Raw genomic sequence first — 16281 nt, 5'->3', positions numbered from 1 at the left:
AGGACGTGGGAGAACGTCGACGACTCCGCCGACGGGAAGGCCGAGGTCGACTCCGATACCGATCGCGCCGGGCCGAGGCACCCAGGTGACTGTGCCCGTGATCTGCTGCCCAAGCGCAAGGCGAACTCGAAGGTGATCCCAGGTGTCCTGGTCGGGCGGCAGGTAGCGGACGCGCTCGCCTTCCTGCCGCCATGGTCGCACGCCTCGGGATCAGCGGCCGCTGATCGTCACGATGGATCAATGATCGGCCTGGCGAGGTGGACGGGGCCGTCGGCGGCGCGGTTGCGTTGGAGGCTGCGGTCGAGACTGTCCAGCTTCTCCGCGGCCTTGGCAAGGCTGACCTGGAGGCCTTGGACGTCCCCGAGCCAGCCGCCTCCGTGATGCGGTCATCTAGGTATGGACGATCTCGATGAGCCTCACGGCATTGTGGATTGAGATCGGTTCACGACCCAGTTCTGGTTGCCGTAATCCTTGAAGTCGCAGTGGTACGCCTTGACCACGTTGCCATGGAACATGGCACCGCCGCCGACGCCGATGCAGAACCCGGGGTAGGCGAAACTGCGGATCGACGCCAGCCGAGCAGTCGGGTGGACGACTCCTCCGGCTGAGCTGGCGAGCTGCCATCGCGCGCGGTCTTGAGGGGCCGTGCACGAGCCTTGGAAGACGTCCCGCGACCCTTCCGGGTTGAGGACGTCATCCACCACGAGGCAGTATCCGCTGCCGTTGTTGACCTTGATCCGGGTGTTGGAGCGATTGTCGAGGAACTGATAGTCCTGGTTGACCCGGCCATCGCAGCGGTACAGCCCTGTTTCGGCGCCTGCGTCGGGAGAGCCTCCGCCGATGCCGATGCAGAATCCCTCGTCCTTCTGATTGTTGATCGGCTCCGACTTGCGGAAGTCGGCGTGGGCTGGTGCGGCCAGGATCTGCGCCGTGAACAGCGCGGCGACGGCGAGGATGGAGGCCGGTACGACGCGGCGGATGGTGCGGTGCATTGGTCTGGCTCCTTGGCAGGTTCGGGACGGACTGGTCGAGGGATGAGGTGAATCGACTGCAGCCGGTCAGGGGTGCAGGCGCGAGGACCCGCCATGCGGGCGGTGCTCGTCGATGGTGCAGCACGCTGACCATGGGAAACACGGCAAAATTACGCGCGCCACCGGTGCTCTCGGAAACACCGGAGCCCGGCGGCCTCGGCGCGGGTGCGCTGTCCGGGTGCGCTGTCCGTCCGCGTCAGGGTGTGCGGTCCGCTCGCCTGGCTCACTAGGCGCTGGCCTTGGCGCGGTTCTGGGCGGACTGGCCGACCCCGATGACCATGCTCAGTGCGGTGCCTGTGTCCGCCGCCCACACGTCCACGAGGCCCGCTTCCGACCGGCGGAAGGCGAGCACGGGAACCCGCCGGGGAGTCCGTGCTCGGCGTCGGCGAGTGTGGCACGCGGCCGCTACGGCATCAGATCGAGCCGATGCACGCAACCCTCCGCTTGAGCCCGCCGCTGCTCGGCGTCGTGTTCGAGTCGGGCATGCTGCCGGTGACCCGCCCCCCGGGCATCGGGACGGCAGGGGCCCCCGCATGAAGCTCGAACACCTCACCGGCCGCGACGCGCTCGCCCGCACCTCCTGCCTGGTGGAGATCTACGGGGAGGCGTTCGGCGGCCCACCCTGGCACGAGGACGCGCGCGCCGCGGACGCCTTCGCCGAACGGCTGACCGCCGACGCGCGCCGCCCGGGGTTCACCGCGGTCCTGGCGAGCGACGAGGCCGGGCGTGCGGGGTTCGGCACGGCCTGGCGGACTCTGAGCCCGTTCCCCGCCGGCCGCGCCTACGACCGCGTACGCGCCGAACTCGGGGACGAGGCGGAAGGCCGTCTGGCCGGAGCGCTGGAGGTGGACGAACTGGCAGTGCGTCCGCACGCGCGCGGGCGCGGCCTCGCGGGAGGGATTCTCGACCTGCTGTGCGCCGGCGCCTGCTGGCTGCTGACCGCCCCGTTCGCGCTCGACGCGATCAAGCTGTACGAGCGGCTCGGCTGGCATCGCCTGACCAGGCCTGGAGCGGACATCGTGGTCTTCTCGACCATACGCCGGCCGGCCTCACAGAACGTGGCTGCGGCGGCCCGTGACCTGTGAGGGAACGATCCGGACACGAAGGTGGTGGCCGCCGCCCGCCCAACGTGGTGACGCCACAGCACGGGCTCGGCCCGCTGGTACTGTCCGACGCCGCAGCCCGGGTCGGCATGTCCCCGGCTCGTACGCCGCGCACGTCGCCGTCGCGGGCCGCCCGCCACCACCGGCCTCTCACCGACACCACCTGAGCGCAGCTCGCCACCCACCTCGTCGACGCCTCCGGCATCACCCCCGCTCGGCGACCTCGAAGCCTGCCGATGGGCGCGCTCCGGCACGTCCACGACCACATTCACCTGCTGGCCACCCGCGCGCGCCTGTACGGACGGATCCCTGAGACGCACGGCAACGGGTATCGGAGGCGGGAGACCTGCGACCGGATCGAAGCCGAACTCCGAAGTGATCAGCTACTCAGGGTGATGCCGAGTCTGGCCGGGACGTCAGTGGCCCTGGACGTCGAGGACGGTCCTGGAGAAGTCGCGGGAAGCGGCGGACGCCATGAGCCGGGATCCGCCGCAGTCGCCTCACGTGCTCTGCGGGCCGGGAAGGACGCGGTCAGACGGCCAGAACCTCGACCAGCGTGGCGGCGAACTCGTCGGGGCGGGACCAGTAGCCCGTGTGATCACCGGGAAAGTCGATGACCGGTTGGTTCCAGCGGGCCGCCAGCGTTGCGGCTGGACGAGAGGGGAAATGTGCACGCGACTCCTGGCCTCCCGCGAGCACGATGCGGGCCTGCTGTCTGTCGAGCGCGGCGAGGTCCGGGCGGTAGCCAGGGGCGTTCGGCACTTCGCTGGTCAGGATGGTGTGGACGTTCGCGGGCATCCGGCTGATCAGGTCGGGTGCGATATGGGGCGGCTTGGCGGCCGTGTCGATCCCGATGCCCGCCGTGAACATCTGCATCGCCGGACCGGCGCCCTGCTCCTGGTAGGTGAAGCTGACGTCCTGGAAGAACCGCCGCCAACGCGTGGCGTCCGGCAGCAGTTCGGCCAGTGGTGGTTCGTGGGCGACGAGCCTGGTGACCTGCTCGGGGTGTCGGCTGATCAGCGCGAGACCGATGACGGCTCCCGCGCTGCTGCCGAAAACGTGTGCCGGCCCTTCAGCCACGGCGTCGAGCAGCGCACGCGCGTCTTCGGTGTGCGTCTCGGCCCACCCTGCGTGGGACTCCTGCCGGATGGGGCTGCGGGAGAATCCCCGGCGGTCGTAGCTGATGACCGTATGGCGGCCGGCCAGCAGGTCCGCCAGATCAGCGTAGAACCCGGCATCGCCATTGCTGCCAGGAATCAGCAAGAGCGCTGGTCCCGCACCGCGCAGTTCGTAGTGGAGGCGCGCGCCGTCCACCTCCAGCATGCGGCTGTGGCCAGTGGCCATGGTCCCTTGCTCCTTCACCTGGCGAATAAGATGCGGGCTGCATCTAATGTGTCAGCCGGCGATGGGACGCACAATGCAGCTGAGGAGTCGAGATGAGCCGACGGCGCGGAGCGCACCTGGAGCGGGCGATCCTGGACGCGGCCTGGGATCTGCTGACCCAGGTCGGCTACGCCAGGCTGTCCATGGAGGCCGTCGCCGCCAAGGCGTCGACCAGCCGGCCGGTCATCCACCGGCGCTGGCCCACCCGAGCCCGGCTGGCCCTGGCCGCCATGGACCACTTCGCACCCGCCGAGACCGCGCCGCCTGACACCGGCAGCCTGCGAACCGACCTGCTCGCCCTGATGGAGCAGGTCGCCGGCCGGACCAAGACGGTCCACGGCGAAATCCTCGCCGGCATGGCAGCCGAGACCGCCCGCGATCCGGAAGCCGCGCGCGCACTACGCGCCTGGCTGACGACCGCGACACGGGGACGGCACGTCACGGCCGTCGTCCAGCGCGCCGCCGAGCGCGGCGAGATCCCCGCCGTTCAGTTGCTCCCGCGCGTGGCCACACTCCCGATGGACCTCATCCGCAACGAGGTCATCCTGTACGGCCAACCGCCCGGCAAGCAGACGATCGCCGAAATGGTCGACTCCATCATCCTTCCCGCGATACACCAAGCCGCAGCAGTGGCGTGAGACGGCCGGATCACAAGGCCTTGCCGACCTTCACCAGGTTGCGGACAGCAAGGTGCGTTCACCGCGACGGTGACGTCGCTGCCGGCAGCCCGCGACCAGCGCCTTCCGGCCGTCGTCGGCGACGGCGTCGACCCGGCAAGGGTGGCTCATGTCACGACACTCCGCGCGACCGAGCTGACACTCTCCGGAGCGAGAGGGGCTTAGGCTGCAAGCGCAAGGGTCACGGCCTCGAACGCACAGGCAGGTCACGAGCAGCATGTCCAGCGAGCCTTCTTCGCCCCCTGAGGCGAGCAGGCGCACCGTCATCAAGGCCGCCGCCGTGGCCGCCGTCTCGGTGACGGCGGGTGCCGCGGAGCCCGGGGCGGCGGGTGCCGCGGAGCGGGTCGGGGCCGGGCGCGAGGGCACGGTCCGAGGGCCGGTCAAGGTGTCGTTGCAGGTCAACGGCGTCGTACGCGAGCAGCGCCTGGAACCGCGGGTGACCCTGCTCGACGCCCTGCGCGAACGGATCGGTCTGACGGGGACGAAGAAGGGCTGCGACCGCGGCGAGTGCGGCGCCTGCACGGTGCTGGTGGACGGGCGGCGCATCACGTCGTGCCTGACTCTGGCGATCATGCAGGAGGGCCGCGACATCACGACCATCGAGGGCCTGGCCGGGCAGGACGGGCGGCTGCACCCCGTCCAGCGTGCCTTTGTCGACCAGGACGGGCTGCAGTGCGGCTTCTGCACCCCGGGGCAGGTCATGTCGGCCGTCGCCTGCGTGAAGGAGGGTCACGCCGGCTCCGATGAGGAGATCCGCGAGTGGATGAGCGGCAACCTGTGCCGCTGCAGCTGCTACCCGAACATCGTGGCCGCCGTCCGGCAGGCCGCCGGGGAGATGACCTGAGTGGACGACTTCGCCTACACCCGCGCCGGCCGCGCCGAAACCGCGATCCGCCTGGCCGCGCAGCCGCGCACGCGTTTCATCGCCGGCGGCACCGACCTGCTCTACCTGATGAAGGAGGGCGTCGAACGCCCCGAGCACCTGATCGACATCAACGCGCTGCCGTTGGCGGGGGTGCGGCGGGCCGGGGGCCGGATCGAGCTGGGCGCACTGAGCCGGATGAGCGACGTGGCCGCGCACCCCGCCGTGGGCCGGCGGCTGCCGGTGCTGGCGCAGGCCCTGCTCGCCAGCGCCTCACCGCAGGTGCGCAACATGGCCTCGCTCGGCGGCAACCTGCTGCAACGCACGCGGTGCTGGTACTTCCGCGACGCCTCCATGCCGTGCAACAAGCGCGCGCCGGGCAGCGGTTGCCCGGCGATCGAGGGCCGCAACCGGTGGCACGCCATCCTCGGCGGCAGCCGGTCGTGCATCGCGGTGCACCCTTCCGACCTGGCCGTGGCGCTCACGGCCCTGGACGCGACGGTGCACGTCCTCGGCGCCGCGGGCCCGCGCGCGATCGGCATCGCGGACTTCTACCTGCCGCCCGGCGACACCCCGCACCGCGAGACGGTGCTGCGCGCGGGCGAGCTGATCACGAGGATCGACGTGCCTCTCACGCCGCTGGCCGAGGGCTCGCGGTATGTGAAGGTACGCGACCGGGCGAGCTTCGAGTTCGCCGTCGTCTCCGTCGCGGCCTGCGTCCGGCTGGAGGATGGTCCGCGGGACGGTGCGGTGCGGGAGGCGAGCCTGGCCTTCGGCGGCGTCGCGCCCCGGCCCTGGCGCTCGTCCGCCGTGGAGCGGGCTCTGACGGGCCGCCCGCTGACCCCGGCCTCGATCCGCGCGGCCGGTGAGGCCCTGGTGCGCGAGGCGCGACCGCGCCCGGACAACGCCTTCAAGGTCCCGCTGGTGCAACGGGCCCTGTCGGACGTGCTGGAGCAGCTCAGGGGGCCGCGATGAGCGTGGTCGGCAAGCCCGTCGCCCGGGTGGACGGCGTCGCCAAGGTCACCGGCGCCGCCCGCTACGCCGCCGACACGCAAGTCAGCGGCGTGACGCACGGCGTGCTGGTCCCCAGCACGATCGCGCGTGGTCGCATCACGGCGATCGACACCACCAAGGCCGCCGCCGCGGCGGGGGTGCTCGGCGTCTTCACCCATCGCAACCTGGGCCGCCTCAACGTCACTGGCCTGCGGGGCTCGCTGCCCTTGCAGGACGACCGGATCCGGCACGCGGGACAGCCCGTCGCCATCGTGGTGGCGCGCACCCTCGAACAGGCCCGGCACGCGGCCACCCTGGTCAAGGTCGCCTATCGCGCCGAACGGCCCCGGGTGAGGCTGGCCACCGACCTCGGCAATGCCTATCTGCCCGCCAACGGGCCCGACGGCGCCGACAACGTCTACGTGCGCGGTGACGTCGCCCGCGCCCTGGCCGAGGCTCCCGTCCGGATCGAGGCCACGTACACCACGCCACTGCAGCACCACAACCCGATGGAGCCCTCGGCGGCGGTCGCGAGGTGGGAGGGCAGGCGCCTGATCGTCCACGAGTCGTCCCAGGCGATCGCCGGCATCCGGGACGCGCTGGCGACGGCGTTCCGGCTGCCGCGGGAGAACGTGCGGGTCCTGTCGCCGTACACCGGCGGCGGGTTCGGCGCGAAGGCTTTCGCCGCCTGGCCACGGGTCGTCCTCACCGCCGCCGTCGCCCGGCGGGTCGGACGGCCGGTCAAGCTGGTGCTGACGCGGGCCGACACCTACACCAGCTACGGGCACCGCGCCGAGTCGCACCAGGTGCTGCGCCTCGGCGCCACGCGCGACGGACGGCTGACCGCGCTCGACCACACCCTCATCCAGCAGGTGGCGCGTGCCGAGGGACAGTTCGCCACCAGCGCCAGGGTCACCCGCATGCTGTACACCTGCCCGAACGTGCGCACCACGCAGCAGGCCGTCGCCCTTGACCTGGCCAACGGCAGCTACGTCCGGGCTCCGGACACCATCACCAACTTCGCCCTGGAGTCGGCGCTGGACGAGCTGAGTCACAGGCTCGGCCTCGACCCCGTCACGCTCAGGCTCCGCAACTGGTCGCCCGTCAACCAGGAGACCGGCGTCCGGCACGGCAGCAACCAGCTGCGCGCCTGCTACCGACGCGGAGCGGCGCGCTTCGGCTGGTCGCGCCGCGACCCCATGCCCCGCTCCATGCGCGACGGCGACTGGCTGATCGGCTGGGGAATGGCCACGGCCGGCCACACCGCCGGCGGCGACCAGGTGGCGGGCGCCGAGGTGATCATCGACGCCGGCGGCACCGCTCTGATCCGCAGCGGCACGCAGGAGATCGGCACCGGCACCCTCACGGTGCTGCGGCAGGTGGGCGCCGACGTGCTGGGCCTGCCGCTGCGTGATGTCCGCTTCGACCTCGGCGACAGCGACTTCCCGTGGGCGCCGCCGTCGGTCGCGTCCGCGACCGTGCCCTGCACCGGGACCGGCGTCGTCCGCGCCGCGACGGCGGCGCGCGACCAGGTGATCGCCCGGGCCGTGGCCGACGAGCACGGCCCGCTGCACGGCCTGCCGCCCGCGCGGATCGGCGTCGAGGACGGCTTCCTGTTCGACCTCGACCGCCCGTCGCGCCGCGTCAGCCATCGGGACGCGCTGCAGGGCCGGCCGGTCCGGGCGGCCGTGCCGATGGGAGAGGAACTGACTACGGCGTACTCGGTCGGCGCGGTGTTCGCCGAGGTCGGCGTCCACCGGCTGCTGGGCCGGGTGCGGGTGAGCCGGGTCGTCGGCGTCTACGACTGCGGCCGGGTGCTCAACGAACGCACCCTGCGCAGCCAGGCGGTCGGCGGCGTGATCTGGGGCATCGGCGTCGCCCTCACCGAGCACACCCTGGTGGACCCGCGCCTGGGCCGCGTCGTCACCCCGAACCTGTCCACGTACCTCATGCCCGTCAACGCCGACGTGCCCGGCCTCGACCTCACCTTCATCGACCGCCCCGACCCCTCCAGCGAGGCACTCGGGGCCCGCGGCTTCGGCGAGACGCCCGCCACCGGCGTGGCCCCCGCCATCGCCAACGCCGTGCACCACGCCATCGGCCACCGCGTCCGCGACCTGCCCATCACCCAGGACAAGATCCTCGCAGCCCTGTCACCACCACCACCGCAGCGGCTCTGACGCCACTGGCGTCGCGCGGCGGTTCGCCGCCGTCCTTCGACGCACCCTGGGGTGCGAATGGCGGGCCGTTGCCGAAGTGGCGGCTCCGGGACAGTGTGCCAACACGCGATGGGTTCCGGTAGGTTCGTCACCTGCTGCTCAAGAGATCATGGAGGAGGCCCTCCAGCAGGTAACGGTCATGACCGATGAACGCTGGTCCTGCCTACGGAGGGTTGCGCGATGGGACTGGGCATCAAGATCTTGGGCCCGTGGGAGCTGACGATGGACGGCGCAGCGCTGTCGCTGACCGGCAGCCGGCGGATCGGCCTGCTGACCCGGCTGGCGTTGAGCGCCGGCCGGGTGGTCACCCCTGATCAGCTCCTCACCGACGTGTGGGCGGAGAGCCGGCCGGCGACAGCGCCGAAGCAGCTCCACATCGTGGTGTCGAAGCTTCGCGAGTTCTTCGCGCTCCAGGGGCTCGACGAGGTCATCGTGACCACGCCGGGCGGATACTGCCTGGACGTGCCACCTGATCACGTCGATGCCCACCTGTTCATGAGGCTGGTACGCGAGGCGCGCGCCGACCGGGCCAGGGGAGAGATCGTCACGGCGGACAAGGCGTTCCGGCAGGCTCTGGCCTTGTGGCGGGGAGAGGCCCTGACGGGCATGTCGGCGGAGTGGGCCGGGATCGAGGCCACCCGTCTGACGGAGGAACGCCTCACCGCTGTGGAGGATCATGTCGATCTGCAGCTGGCGGCGGGTGACCACCATGCGGTGATCCCGGATCTGACCGTCCACATCGAGGCGCACCCGCTGCGGGAGAGGCTGCACGCGCAGCTCATGCTGGCGCTCTATCGCGCTGGACGGTCGTCGGAGGCACTCGCGGTCTACCAGGAGGCCCGCCGCGTCATGGTTCAGGAGCTCGGCATCGAGCCGAGTGCCGAGCTGCGGTGGCTCCAGCAGGCGGTGCTCGCTCGCGATCCCGTCCTCGATCTGACCGTTCCGGCGCAGCGGGCCACGCTCGGCGGCACCGTCGCCCCGGCCGAGCTTCCCGCCGACACCCGGGCCTTCACCGCCCGCGAGGCCGAGCTCGCGTGGCTCGGCCAGGCGCTCACCGACTCGGAGGCCGGCACGCCGGCGATCGTCGCCATCGGCGGTCCCGGCGGGATCGGCAAGTCCGCGCTGGCCGTGCATCTGGCGCACGCCGTCGCCGGCCGCTACGCCGACGGCGTTCTCTACCTCGACCTGCACGGCGCCACCGACGGCCTGCGGCCTCTGTCGCCGCTGGAGGCGCTCGGCCGGCTGTTACGCTCGCTCGGCCTGGACGGCTCCGCCGTCCCGACCACGGTGGACGAGGCCGCGGCCCGCTACCGATCCCTCACCGCGGCGCGGCACGTCCTGCTCATCCTCGACAACGCCCTGGACGCCCGCCAGGTCCGCCCGCTCATTCCCGCCGGGCCTGGCTGCGCGGTCGTCATCACCAGCCGGCAGGTTCTCACCTCGGTCGACGGAGCGAGCCAGCTGAACCTGCCCGGCCTCGACCCGTCCGAATCCACCGCGCTGCTGGCCCGGATCGCCGGCCCCGGCCGGGTTCACGCCGAGCCGGAGTCCGCCGAGCGGATCGTCCGGCTCTGCGGGGGTCTGCCGCTCGCCCTTCGCATCGCGGCGGCCCGTCTGGCCGCCCGCCCCGACTGGACGCTGTCCTACCTCGCCGACCGGCTCGCTGACGCCGCCTGCCGTCTGGACACGCTGGAGCATGCCGACCTGGCCGTCCGCGCCTGCATCGCCGTCAGCCTCCAGCACCTCCAGGAGGAGCCCGCCGGCCAGGACGCCGTCCACCTGTTCGCCCTGCTCGGCCTCCTCGACACGCCGACCCACACCCCGGCGGCCACCGCCGCTCTCGCTGATCGGCCCGAGCGCACGGTGGCGGACGCGCTGGACCGCCTCCTGGATGCCCGGCTGCTCGAACCGGCGGGGCCGGGCCGCTACCGGACGCACGACCTCGTCCGCCTCTACGCCCGCGAGCAAGCGGACGACCTCGTCCAGGACCACGATCGGGTGGCCGCCACCCGCCGCGCGCTGCACCACTACCTCGCCACGGCCAGGACGGCCAGCCTGCTGCTCGATCCCACCTCCCCCATCGTCCGGGACGTTCGCGCCGACCAGCCAGGTCTTCACCTGGACACACCGCAGGAGGCGATCGACTGGATCGAGCTGGAGCGCGACAACCTCATCGCCGTCGCCCGGCAGGCCACCGGCCGCCCCGGCGATCCCGGCACGGTGGAGGGCCTGGCCGCCAGTCTCAACAGGCCCTTCAGCCACAGAGGCTGGCTCGCCGATCTGACCGAGATCCATCACCACGCCCTGCAGGTGGCCGCCAGGACCGGTGACTGGGCGGGCCAAGCCCGCGGGCACAACCACGTGGGCCTCATCCACAAGAACCAGGGCCGCTTCGCGCTCGCGGTCGAGCAGTTCGAACGTGCCCTCGCGTGCTGGGATCGAGCAGGTCTGCCCCTGCGCAAGGCGGGCACCCTGCACAATCTCGGCACGACCTACGGCAAGCTGGGGCGCTTCGCCGACGCGCTCGCCACCCAGGACGAGGCGGCGGCGACAGCGGCAGCCAGTGGCCTGCGCGACTACCAGGCGATGATCCTCAACGGCCGGGCCGCGGTGCTGATCAGGATGGGCCGGCTGGACGACGCGATCGACGCCAGCCGGCGAAGCCTGGAGATCTGGGCGGAGTTCGACAACCCCTACGGCGAGGGAACGGCGACCGACACGCTCGCCGACGCCTGCCGGCGCGCCGGCAGGCTCGCCGAGGCCGAGGCCGGATACAGGAGGGCGGCCGGCCTCCACCGCAAGGCCGGTGCCCGCGCGCTGGAGGCCGGCACCCTGTGGGGGCTCGGCGACACCCTGCACGATCTCGGACGGCGGGACGAGGCCCGGCAGTGCTGGCACCAGTCGGCTCGGATCCTGTGCGACGTGCATCTTCTCACCGAGGAGGAGCTGGAGGTCCTGCTCGCCCAGGACCTCCCTGAAGTTCCCGACCCCGTCAAGCACCTGAGCGCGGGAGCGCGCTGATCAGCTCGACGATCTTCCTGTGGACGGCCGGGGGATCAGAGGTCCAGGGTGAGATGGCTGCGGCGTTCCTCCGCGGTCAGCTCGCGCGTACGGCGAGATCTGGCCAGTTCGAGCACCGTCCCGGCGGGGCCGCACACCTCGCAGGCGCGGGTCCGGACGAGGCTGACGCCCAGACCGGTCGCCAGCGAGCGGCCGAGGAAGATCTCCGGGCTCAGCGCCCTGACGATCCGCCTGCCGTCAGGGCTGAAGACCGCGAGAGCGCCGGACGCGCCCCAGCCGGTCAGCTCCAGCGGTTCGCCGCCGCCTGCCGCCCGCCAGAGCCGCAGGTGGCCCGCGGGTTCGTCGGTGACCAGCCAGGTGCCGTCCGGGCTGAACCGTACTTTGCGGACGGTGTTCTCGGCGCCGTACCGCACGCCCGTGGGATCGCCCTGGCCGTCGGTGTCCCAGAGCCGGATGGCTCCGTCCGCGGCCGCGGCGGCCAGCCGCAGCCCGTCCGGGCTGAAGGCGAGGCCCGTGATGTCCTCGGTGTGGCCGCGAAGGATCTTCGGCTCGCTCTTGCCGGTCAGGTCCCAGACGACGACGGTGTGGTCGTCACGGGCGTCGGCCAGCTTCGTGCCGTCCGGGCTGAGTGCCACGTCGCCGTCGGCGCGGCCGGTGGGCGGGCGCTGCCAGCCGGTGACCGCGCTCAGCCCGCCGGACGGGGAGAGCTGCCACACCTGCGGTTCGGTGCCGTAGGCGCCCGCCGCGATCCGCTTCCCGTCGGCGCTGAACACCAGGCCGGTCGGCAGGCCGCGCAAGGGCGCGGGTGTGGTGACCGGCGCGCCGGCGGTGGTGAGGTCCCACAGGCTCAGGGTTCCGGCCCGGCCGAGGCCCGCCAGCCGCCGCCCGTCTGGGCTCAGCGCGACGTGGTAGCCGCTGTCACTCGGGCCGCGCACCTCGGCCGGGGTCGCGCCGCGCCATACCTTGATGTGGACGTCCCGCGGGTTGAGAAGTGAGGTCGGCCCCGCGCTGACCGCCACCGTGCTCGTGTCGGCGCTGAGCGCCAGGGGCCTGCCCTCGCTCGGCGCCGGGTCGCCCGCCGTGACGTCCCACGTCCGCAGGGAGCCGTCAGCGTCGACGCTGACCAGCGACTTGCCGTCCGCGGTGAACGCCGCCCCGCGCGGATCCCCCTTCGGGCTGCGCAACACCAGCGGGTCGGCGTCGCTGCCCGTCGTCCAGACGCGGATCAGGCCGTCGGCGCCGTAGGTCGCCATCCGATCCCCGTCCGCGCTGAACACCAGGCCGTTCAGCTTCGGGGCGTGGCCGGCCAGCTCGACCTGCGGGATCCAGTCGCCGGACGGCGTCTCCGTCGCGTCCCAGACACGGGGGACGTCGCCTTCGACGGTCGCGACCCAGGGGCCGCGCGGGGCGAAGGCCACCTGCTCCGGCTCGCCGCGCGTGGCCGCGCGCTGCGGAACGGGCCGGTCACCGGTCATGTCCCACACTCGCAGCGGCGATCCGCCGCCGCCGGTGGCGAGCAGCCGGCCGCTGGGGCTGAACGCGACGCTCCTGACCTCGCGGCCGGGGACGCTGAGCTTGACGGGCTTGGAGCCGCCCTGCTTCCACAGGCGCACGCCGTCGCTGTGCGCGCTCGCCACCGTGCCGTCCCGGCTGACGCTGACGCCGTGGACGACGCCGTCCACGCTCCCCACCACCACGGGCGGGCCGTTTGAGGCCAGGTCCCACAGCACCAGCTCTCCCCCGGCGTCTCCGGTGACGAGCTGCCGGCCGTCCGCGCTGAACGCGGCGCTCTGGATGCCGTCCGTCCGGTCCGCCTGGAGCGCGGGGCCGGCCCGGCGCGGCGCGGTGCCGTCCAGGCTCCAGATCTCCAGGCCGGCCGGGCCCGATCCGGCGCCCCAGATCGCGATCTTCCGGCCGTCCGGGGTGGCCGTCGTCCCTTCGACCCTGCGCAGGCCGGACGGGGTGGAGCCGCGCAGCCGGGAGTCCGCGGTGGCCTGGCGGAGCACGAGGTCGGCCTCCGGCGTGGGCTCCGCCTCGTACGCCTCGATCGCCAGCAGCAACGCCAGCTCCGGGTCTTGCTGGAGCTGGCGGCGCGCTTCGGCGGCCAGCCGCACCGAGGCGGCGCGGTCGCGCTCGGTCTCCCTGTCACCCACCTGGACCAGGACAAGCGCGGCCAGCACGACGACCACGACGGCGGCGACCGGCAGCCCGCCGAAGGCGAGACGGATGCGGCGGCGGGCCCGGTCGCGTTCGGCCGCGCTCGCGCGGCAGGCCGCCAGGAAGGTTCGCTCCAGCTCGTTCAGCGGTACGAAGCTCGCCTCGCCGTCCCAGAAGGCGAGGCGCGTGCCGCGGTACAGGTAGTCCTCGCCGCGCCCGTTGCGGTCCCACTCGGCCGCGTCGGACGTGAGCCGCTGGTGCCGCAGCAGGGCCTCACGGTCGGCGGTGAGCCATTCCCGCAGCCGGGGCCAGCCGGTGAGGAGCGCCTCATGCGCGATGTCGACCAGGTCCTGGTCCACGACGACGAGCCTGGCGGCGGCGAGCCGGTCGAGGACCGCGTCCAGCTCGCCGGCGGGACCGATGCCGGCGAGTTCGTCCCGGTCGAGACCGCGGCGGGTGTCGGAGCTGCCCGAGCCCAGGGCGACGAGCCGCAGCAGCACGGCGCGGAGCAACTGCCGCTGGTCGTCTTCCAGATCGGCGTACAGGTGCTCGGCGGTCCGCGCGATCGCGCCGGACACGCCGCCCACGGCCCGGTAGTCCGCCAGCGCCAGTGTGTCCCCCTGCTGCCTGCTCCACGTCTCGCGCAGCGCGTGCGCGACCATCGGGAGCGCCCCCGTCTGCTCGGCGGCCTCGGCCACCACGGTGACCACCAGGTCCGGGTCCACCTTCAGCCCTGCCTGTGCGGCGGGTTCGGTGATGATGGCGCGCAGCTCCTGCTCGGACATGGGCCCGACCGGCAGGTGAAGGCTGTCGAGGAGGGCCGCGGCCAGGCCGGGATGCGACAGGCAGCGCTCGTAGAAGTCGGTGCGGATCCCGATCACCAGCGCCGGGCCGTCCTGACCGGTGACGAGCTCGCTCAGCGCGTCGAGGAAGCCGGCGCGTTCCTGCTCGTCGGCGCAGAGTGTGAACGTCTCCTCGAACTGGTCGATGATCACCACGTCGGCGGCGTCAGCGCCGGAGGCGGGCAACCGGGACAGCGGATGCGCGCCCGGAGTGAGCAGCGTGACGGTGGTTCCGCCGGCCATCAGCCGCGCGGCCAGCCCGGCCCGCAGCAACGAGGACTTGCCGCTGCCGGTGGCCCCGCGGACCACCGTCAGCGGTCCCTGCTTGACCGCCTTCAGCAGGACGTCGAGGAGGTCGTCCCGGCCGAAGAACAGGTCGGCGGCTTCGACGTCCAGCGGGAGCAGGCCGGGGTAAGGGCAACGGCGCTGCGACCGTTCGAGCTCGGCCGCGGCCATTCGCCACTTCCGCTCCCATTCGGCGGGGTCGCCGCCGCAGGCGACGGCGTACGCCAGCGTCGCCTCAAGCGTGGGCAGCCGCGTTCCGGTGGCCGCCTCGGCGAGGGTGCTGCGCGAGAAATGCGCGCGCTCCGCCAGTAGGCGGTAGCTCGGACGCCCGGCCTCGTCCCTGAGCCGGCGCAACTCCCAGGCGAGCCGTTCGACGGGACCGGCCAGCGGATCCACCGGCTGCTCAGGCCGCCCCAATGTGCACCCACCTCTTGTTGTCCGGAGTCTTCGGCGCGTTGTCCTGAACCTGCGGAGGGCTGTTTCGGACATCTCTGGGCCGCCTTAGACCTTAGATCGCCAGCACGAACAGAGGGGGTAAATGATGAAACTTCATGTACTGGGATCTGTGGAGATCCATGCGGGGGATGAGGCCGTCGGCGCTCACGTGGGCCGGGCCGGGCTTGTGTGCGGCGGGAGCGTCCGCGTCCGGCGCGGCGTCGCGGCCGGTCTGGCGCTCGCCTCGTCCGGGTCTCGCCTGCTGTGCCTGCGCGGCCGGTTCCTGGGCGAGGACGACGGCGATCCGGCCGTCAAGGCGGCCCTGTCAGCCGCGGTCGAGGGCGACTTCAGGGCGGGTGGGCAGGCCGACCAGGACGGAGACCTGGACGCTCCCGTAGCCCGAACAGTTCCAGACATCCGCCGGCGCCGTCGAGCGTGATGCCGGGCATGCGGTGGTTCGCCCACGCCGCCGTGGTCGAGCAGCATGCGATGCTCGACCACTCGCCTGCCGTCTTCGGAGTGGGCCCGGCGCCGTTGCCGAGCTTGCCCGACACCCCGCACCCGCGCCCGTCAGTCGGCCTGAGACCGTCACCGTATGGTTCGCCCCGGCTTGAACCCGCCCGTTTCCCAGGTAGGAGAACGGGCGGGCGAGGGCCGGGGGTGCGGCCCTGCCACCGGACGGGTCAGCTACGGCCGAGCATCTCGGCGGTCAGGACGTTGCCGCCCAGGCCCCACCCGCCGTCCGGGACCTCCTCCAGGAGGACCAGGGTGGTGGCGCGGGCCCGCTCTCCGTAGACCGTGGCGTAGGCGTCGGTGACGGCGTCGATGAGCTTCTTCTTGGACTCGGGGGTCAGGGTGTCGGCGGGCACCTTGAGGTTGGCGAACGGCATGGTGATGACCTTTCCTGTAGTGGTGATTCAGAGCGAGGCGGTTGAGGACGACAGGTCCTCGATGCCTGACCCGGCCAGATCGGCGGATTCCTGCGACCGCACGTCCAGCTCGGCCGCCGACAGCGTGAGGTCTTCCTCGGCGGCGAGCCGTCGCACGGCGGTGACGACGAAGGCGTTGCGGCCAGCGCTCCGCCTCATGCCGGCCACGACGGCGGTCCCACCCGTACCAGGGTCATGGCCGTAAGCCCTCCCTGAGAACTCGCCGCGACCGCGCAGCCCCGTGCCCTCGCCAACTTCACGGGAGCCGCCGACGACGGCCACACGTCGATCAATCATGGAAGGCTCCTCGCTCTATCGCCGATACGGATTCGCCGTATCGGCGT

General features: G+C 72.4%; 13 protein-coding genes. 7 read left to right on the top strand and 6 right to left on the bottom strand.

Translation table 11 applies throughout. The features are described from left to right. Nucleotides 1-416: 416 nt before the first annotated feature. Together ABD331_RS48130 and ABD331_RS48125 are read right to left on the bottom strand one after the other, a co-directional pair. The gene (locus tag ABD331_RS48130) at nt 417-992 is read right to left on the bottom strand and encodes an RICIN domain-containing protein (RefSeq protein WP_344491457.1); all 576 of its coding nucleotides are present in this window, start codon (nt 990-992) and stop codon (nt 417-419) included. 265 nt (nt 993-1257) lie between these two features. Beyond that, nucleotides 1258-1383, bottom strand: coding sequence for a hypothetical protein (locus ABD331_RS48125; protein ID WP_344491454.1), 126 nt, complete (start codon nt 1381-1383; stop codon nt 1258-1260). Nucleotides 1384-1564: 181 nt separating this feature from the next. On the opposite strand from ABD331_RS48125, the gene ABD331_RS48120 reads away from it, so the two are divergent. Next, the gene (locus tag ABD331_RS48120) at nt 1565-2116 is read left to right on the top strand and encodes a GNAT family N-acetyltransferase (protein ID WP_344491451.1); all 552 of its coding nucleotides are present in this window, start codon (nt 1565-1567) and stop codon (nt 2114-2116) included. A gap of 549 nt (nt 2117-2665) precedes the next feature. Here ABD331_RS48120 and ABD331_RS48115 read toward each other — a convergent pair. Continuing rightward, the gene (locus ABD331_RS48115; RefSeq protein WP_344491448.1) at nt 2666-3478 is read right to left on the bottom strand and encodes an alpha/beta fold hydrolase; all 813 of its coding nucleotides are present in this window, start codon (nt 3476-3478) and stop codon (nt 2666-2668) included. 92 nt (nt 3479-3570) lie between these two features. Here ABD331_RS48115 and ABD331_RS48110 point away from each other — a divergent pair, with 92 nt between their 5' ends. The 5 genes from ABD331_RS48110 (at nt 3571) to ABD331_RS48090 (ending at nt 11289) form a co-directional block, all read left to right on the top strand. Continuing rightward, nucleotides 3571-4155 carry a TetR/AcrR family transcriptional regulator gene (locus ABD331_RS48110; RefSeq protein WP_344491445.1) on the top strand — a complete coding sequence of 195 codons (585 nt, stop codon included), beginning with the start codon at nt 3571-3573 and terminating at the stop codon, nt 4153-4155. A 424-nt stretch (nt 4156-4579) separates the two neighbouring features. Next, the gene (locus ABD331_RS48105) at nt 4580-5038 is read left to right on the top strand and encodes a (2Fe-2S)-binding protein (RefSeq protein WP_344491555.1); all 459 of its coding nucleotides are present in this window, start codon (nt 4580-4582) and stop codon (nt 5036-5038) included. After that, entirely contained in the window at nt 5039-6031 is a 993-nt protein-coding gene (locus tag ABD331_RS48100) for an FAD binding domain-containing protein (RefSeq protein WP_344491442.1), read from the top strand. Beyond that, on the top strand, nt 6028-8229 hold the full coding sequence (locus ABD331_RS48095) for a xanthine dehydrogenase family protein molybdopterin-binding subunit (RefSeq protein WP_344491438.1): 2202 nt from the start codon (nt 6028-6030) through the stop codon (nt 8227-8229). The genes ABD331_RS48100 and ABD331_RS48095 overlap by 4 nt, the downstream gene beginning before the upstream one ends. Before the next feature lie 219 nt (nt 8230-8448). After that, a complete protein-coding gene (locus ABD331_RS48090) occupies nt 8449-11289 on the top strand; it encodes an AfsR/SARP family transcriptional regulator (protein ID WP_344491436.1) in 2841 nt (946 codons plus the stop codon). A 35-nt stretch (nt 11290-11324) separates the two neighbouring features. Here the strand turns inward: ABD331_RS48090 and ABD331_RS48085 are convergent, their stop codons facing one another. Then, nucleotides 11325-14990 (bottom strand): nSTAND1 domain-containing NTPase, encoded by a 3666-nt coding sequence (locus ABD331_RS48085; protein ID WP_344491434.1) that lies wholly within the window; start codon nt 14988-14990, stop codon nt 11325-11327. Between the two features lie 148 nt (nt 14991-15138). Between ABD331_RS48085 and ABD331_RS48080 the strand changes: the two genes are divergently transcribed. Further along, the gene (locus ABD331_RS48080) at nt 15139-15447 is read left to right on the top strand and encodes a hypothetical protein (protein ID WP_344491431.1); all 309 of its coding nucleotides are present in this window, start codon (nt 15139-15141) and stop codon (nt 15445-15447) included. Between the two features lie 244 nt (nt 15448-15691). Here ABD331_RS48080 and ABD331_RS48075 read toward each other — a convergent pair whose 3' ends face one another. Continuing rightward, nucleotides 15692-15898 (bottom strand): 4-oxalocrotonate tautomerase family protein, encoded by a 207-nt coding sequence (locus ABD331_RS48075; RefSeq protein WP_344491428.1) that lies wholly within the window; start codon nt 15896-15898, stop codon nt 15692-15694. A 27-nt stretch (nt 15899-15925) separates the two neighbouring features. Beyond that, nucleotides 15926-16234, bottom strand: coding sequence for a hypothetical protein (locus ABD331_RS48070; RefSeq protein WP_344491424.1), 309 nt, complete (start codon nt 16232-16234; stop codon nt 15926-15928). Nucleotides 16235-16281: the final 47 nt, after the last annotated feature.

It is taken from the genome of Nonomuraea monospora (assembly GCF_039531895.1).
Taxonomy (GTDB): domain Bacteria; phylum Actinomycetota; class Actinomycetes; order Streptosporangiales; family Streptosporangiaceae; genus Nonomuraea; species Nonomuraea monospora.
This window is presented reverse-complemented; position numbering and strand designations above follow the sequence as displayed.

Coding starts and splice junctions, on each gene's coding strand:
- ABD331_RS48095 (WP_344491438.1), top strand. CDS start 6,028: ATGAGCGTGGTCGGCAAGCCCGTCGCCCGGGTGGACGGCGTCGCCAAG.
- ABD331_RS48115 (WP_344491448.1), bottom strand. CDS start 3,478: ATGGCCACTGGCCACAGCCGCATGCTGGAGGTGGACGGCGCGCGCCTC.
- ABD331_RS48130 (WP_344491457.1), bottom strand. CDS start 992: ATGCACCGCACCATCCGCCGCGTCGTACCGGCCTCCATCCTCGCCGTC.
- ABD331_RS48120 (WP_344491451.1), top strand. CDS start 1,565: ATGAAGCTCGAACACCTCACCGGCCGCGACGCGCTCGCCCGCACCTCC.
- ABD331_RS48075 (WP_344491428.1), bottom strand. CDS start 15,898: ATGCCGTTCGCCAACCTCAAGGTGCCCGCCGACACCCTGACCCCCGAG.
- ABD331_RS48110 (WP_344491445.1), top strand. CDS start 3,571: ATGAGCCGACGGCGCGGAGCGCACCTGGAGCGGGCGATCCTGGACGCG.
- ABD331_RS48090 (WP_344491436.1), top strand. CDS start 8,449: ATGGGACTGGGCATCAAGATCTTGGGCCCGTGGGAGCTGACGATGGAC.
- ABD331_RS48070 (WP_344491424.1), bottom strand. CDS start 16,234: ATGATTGATCGACGTGTGGCCGTCGTCGGCGGCTCCCGTGAAGTTGGC.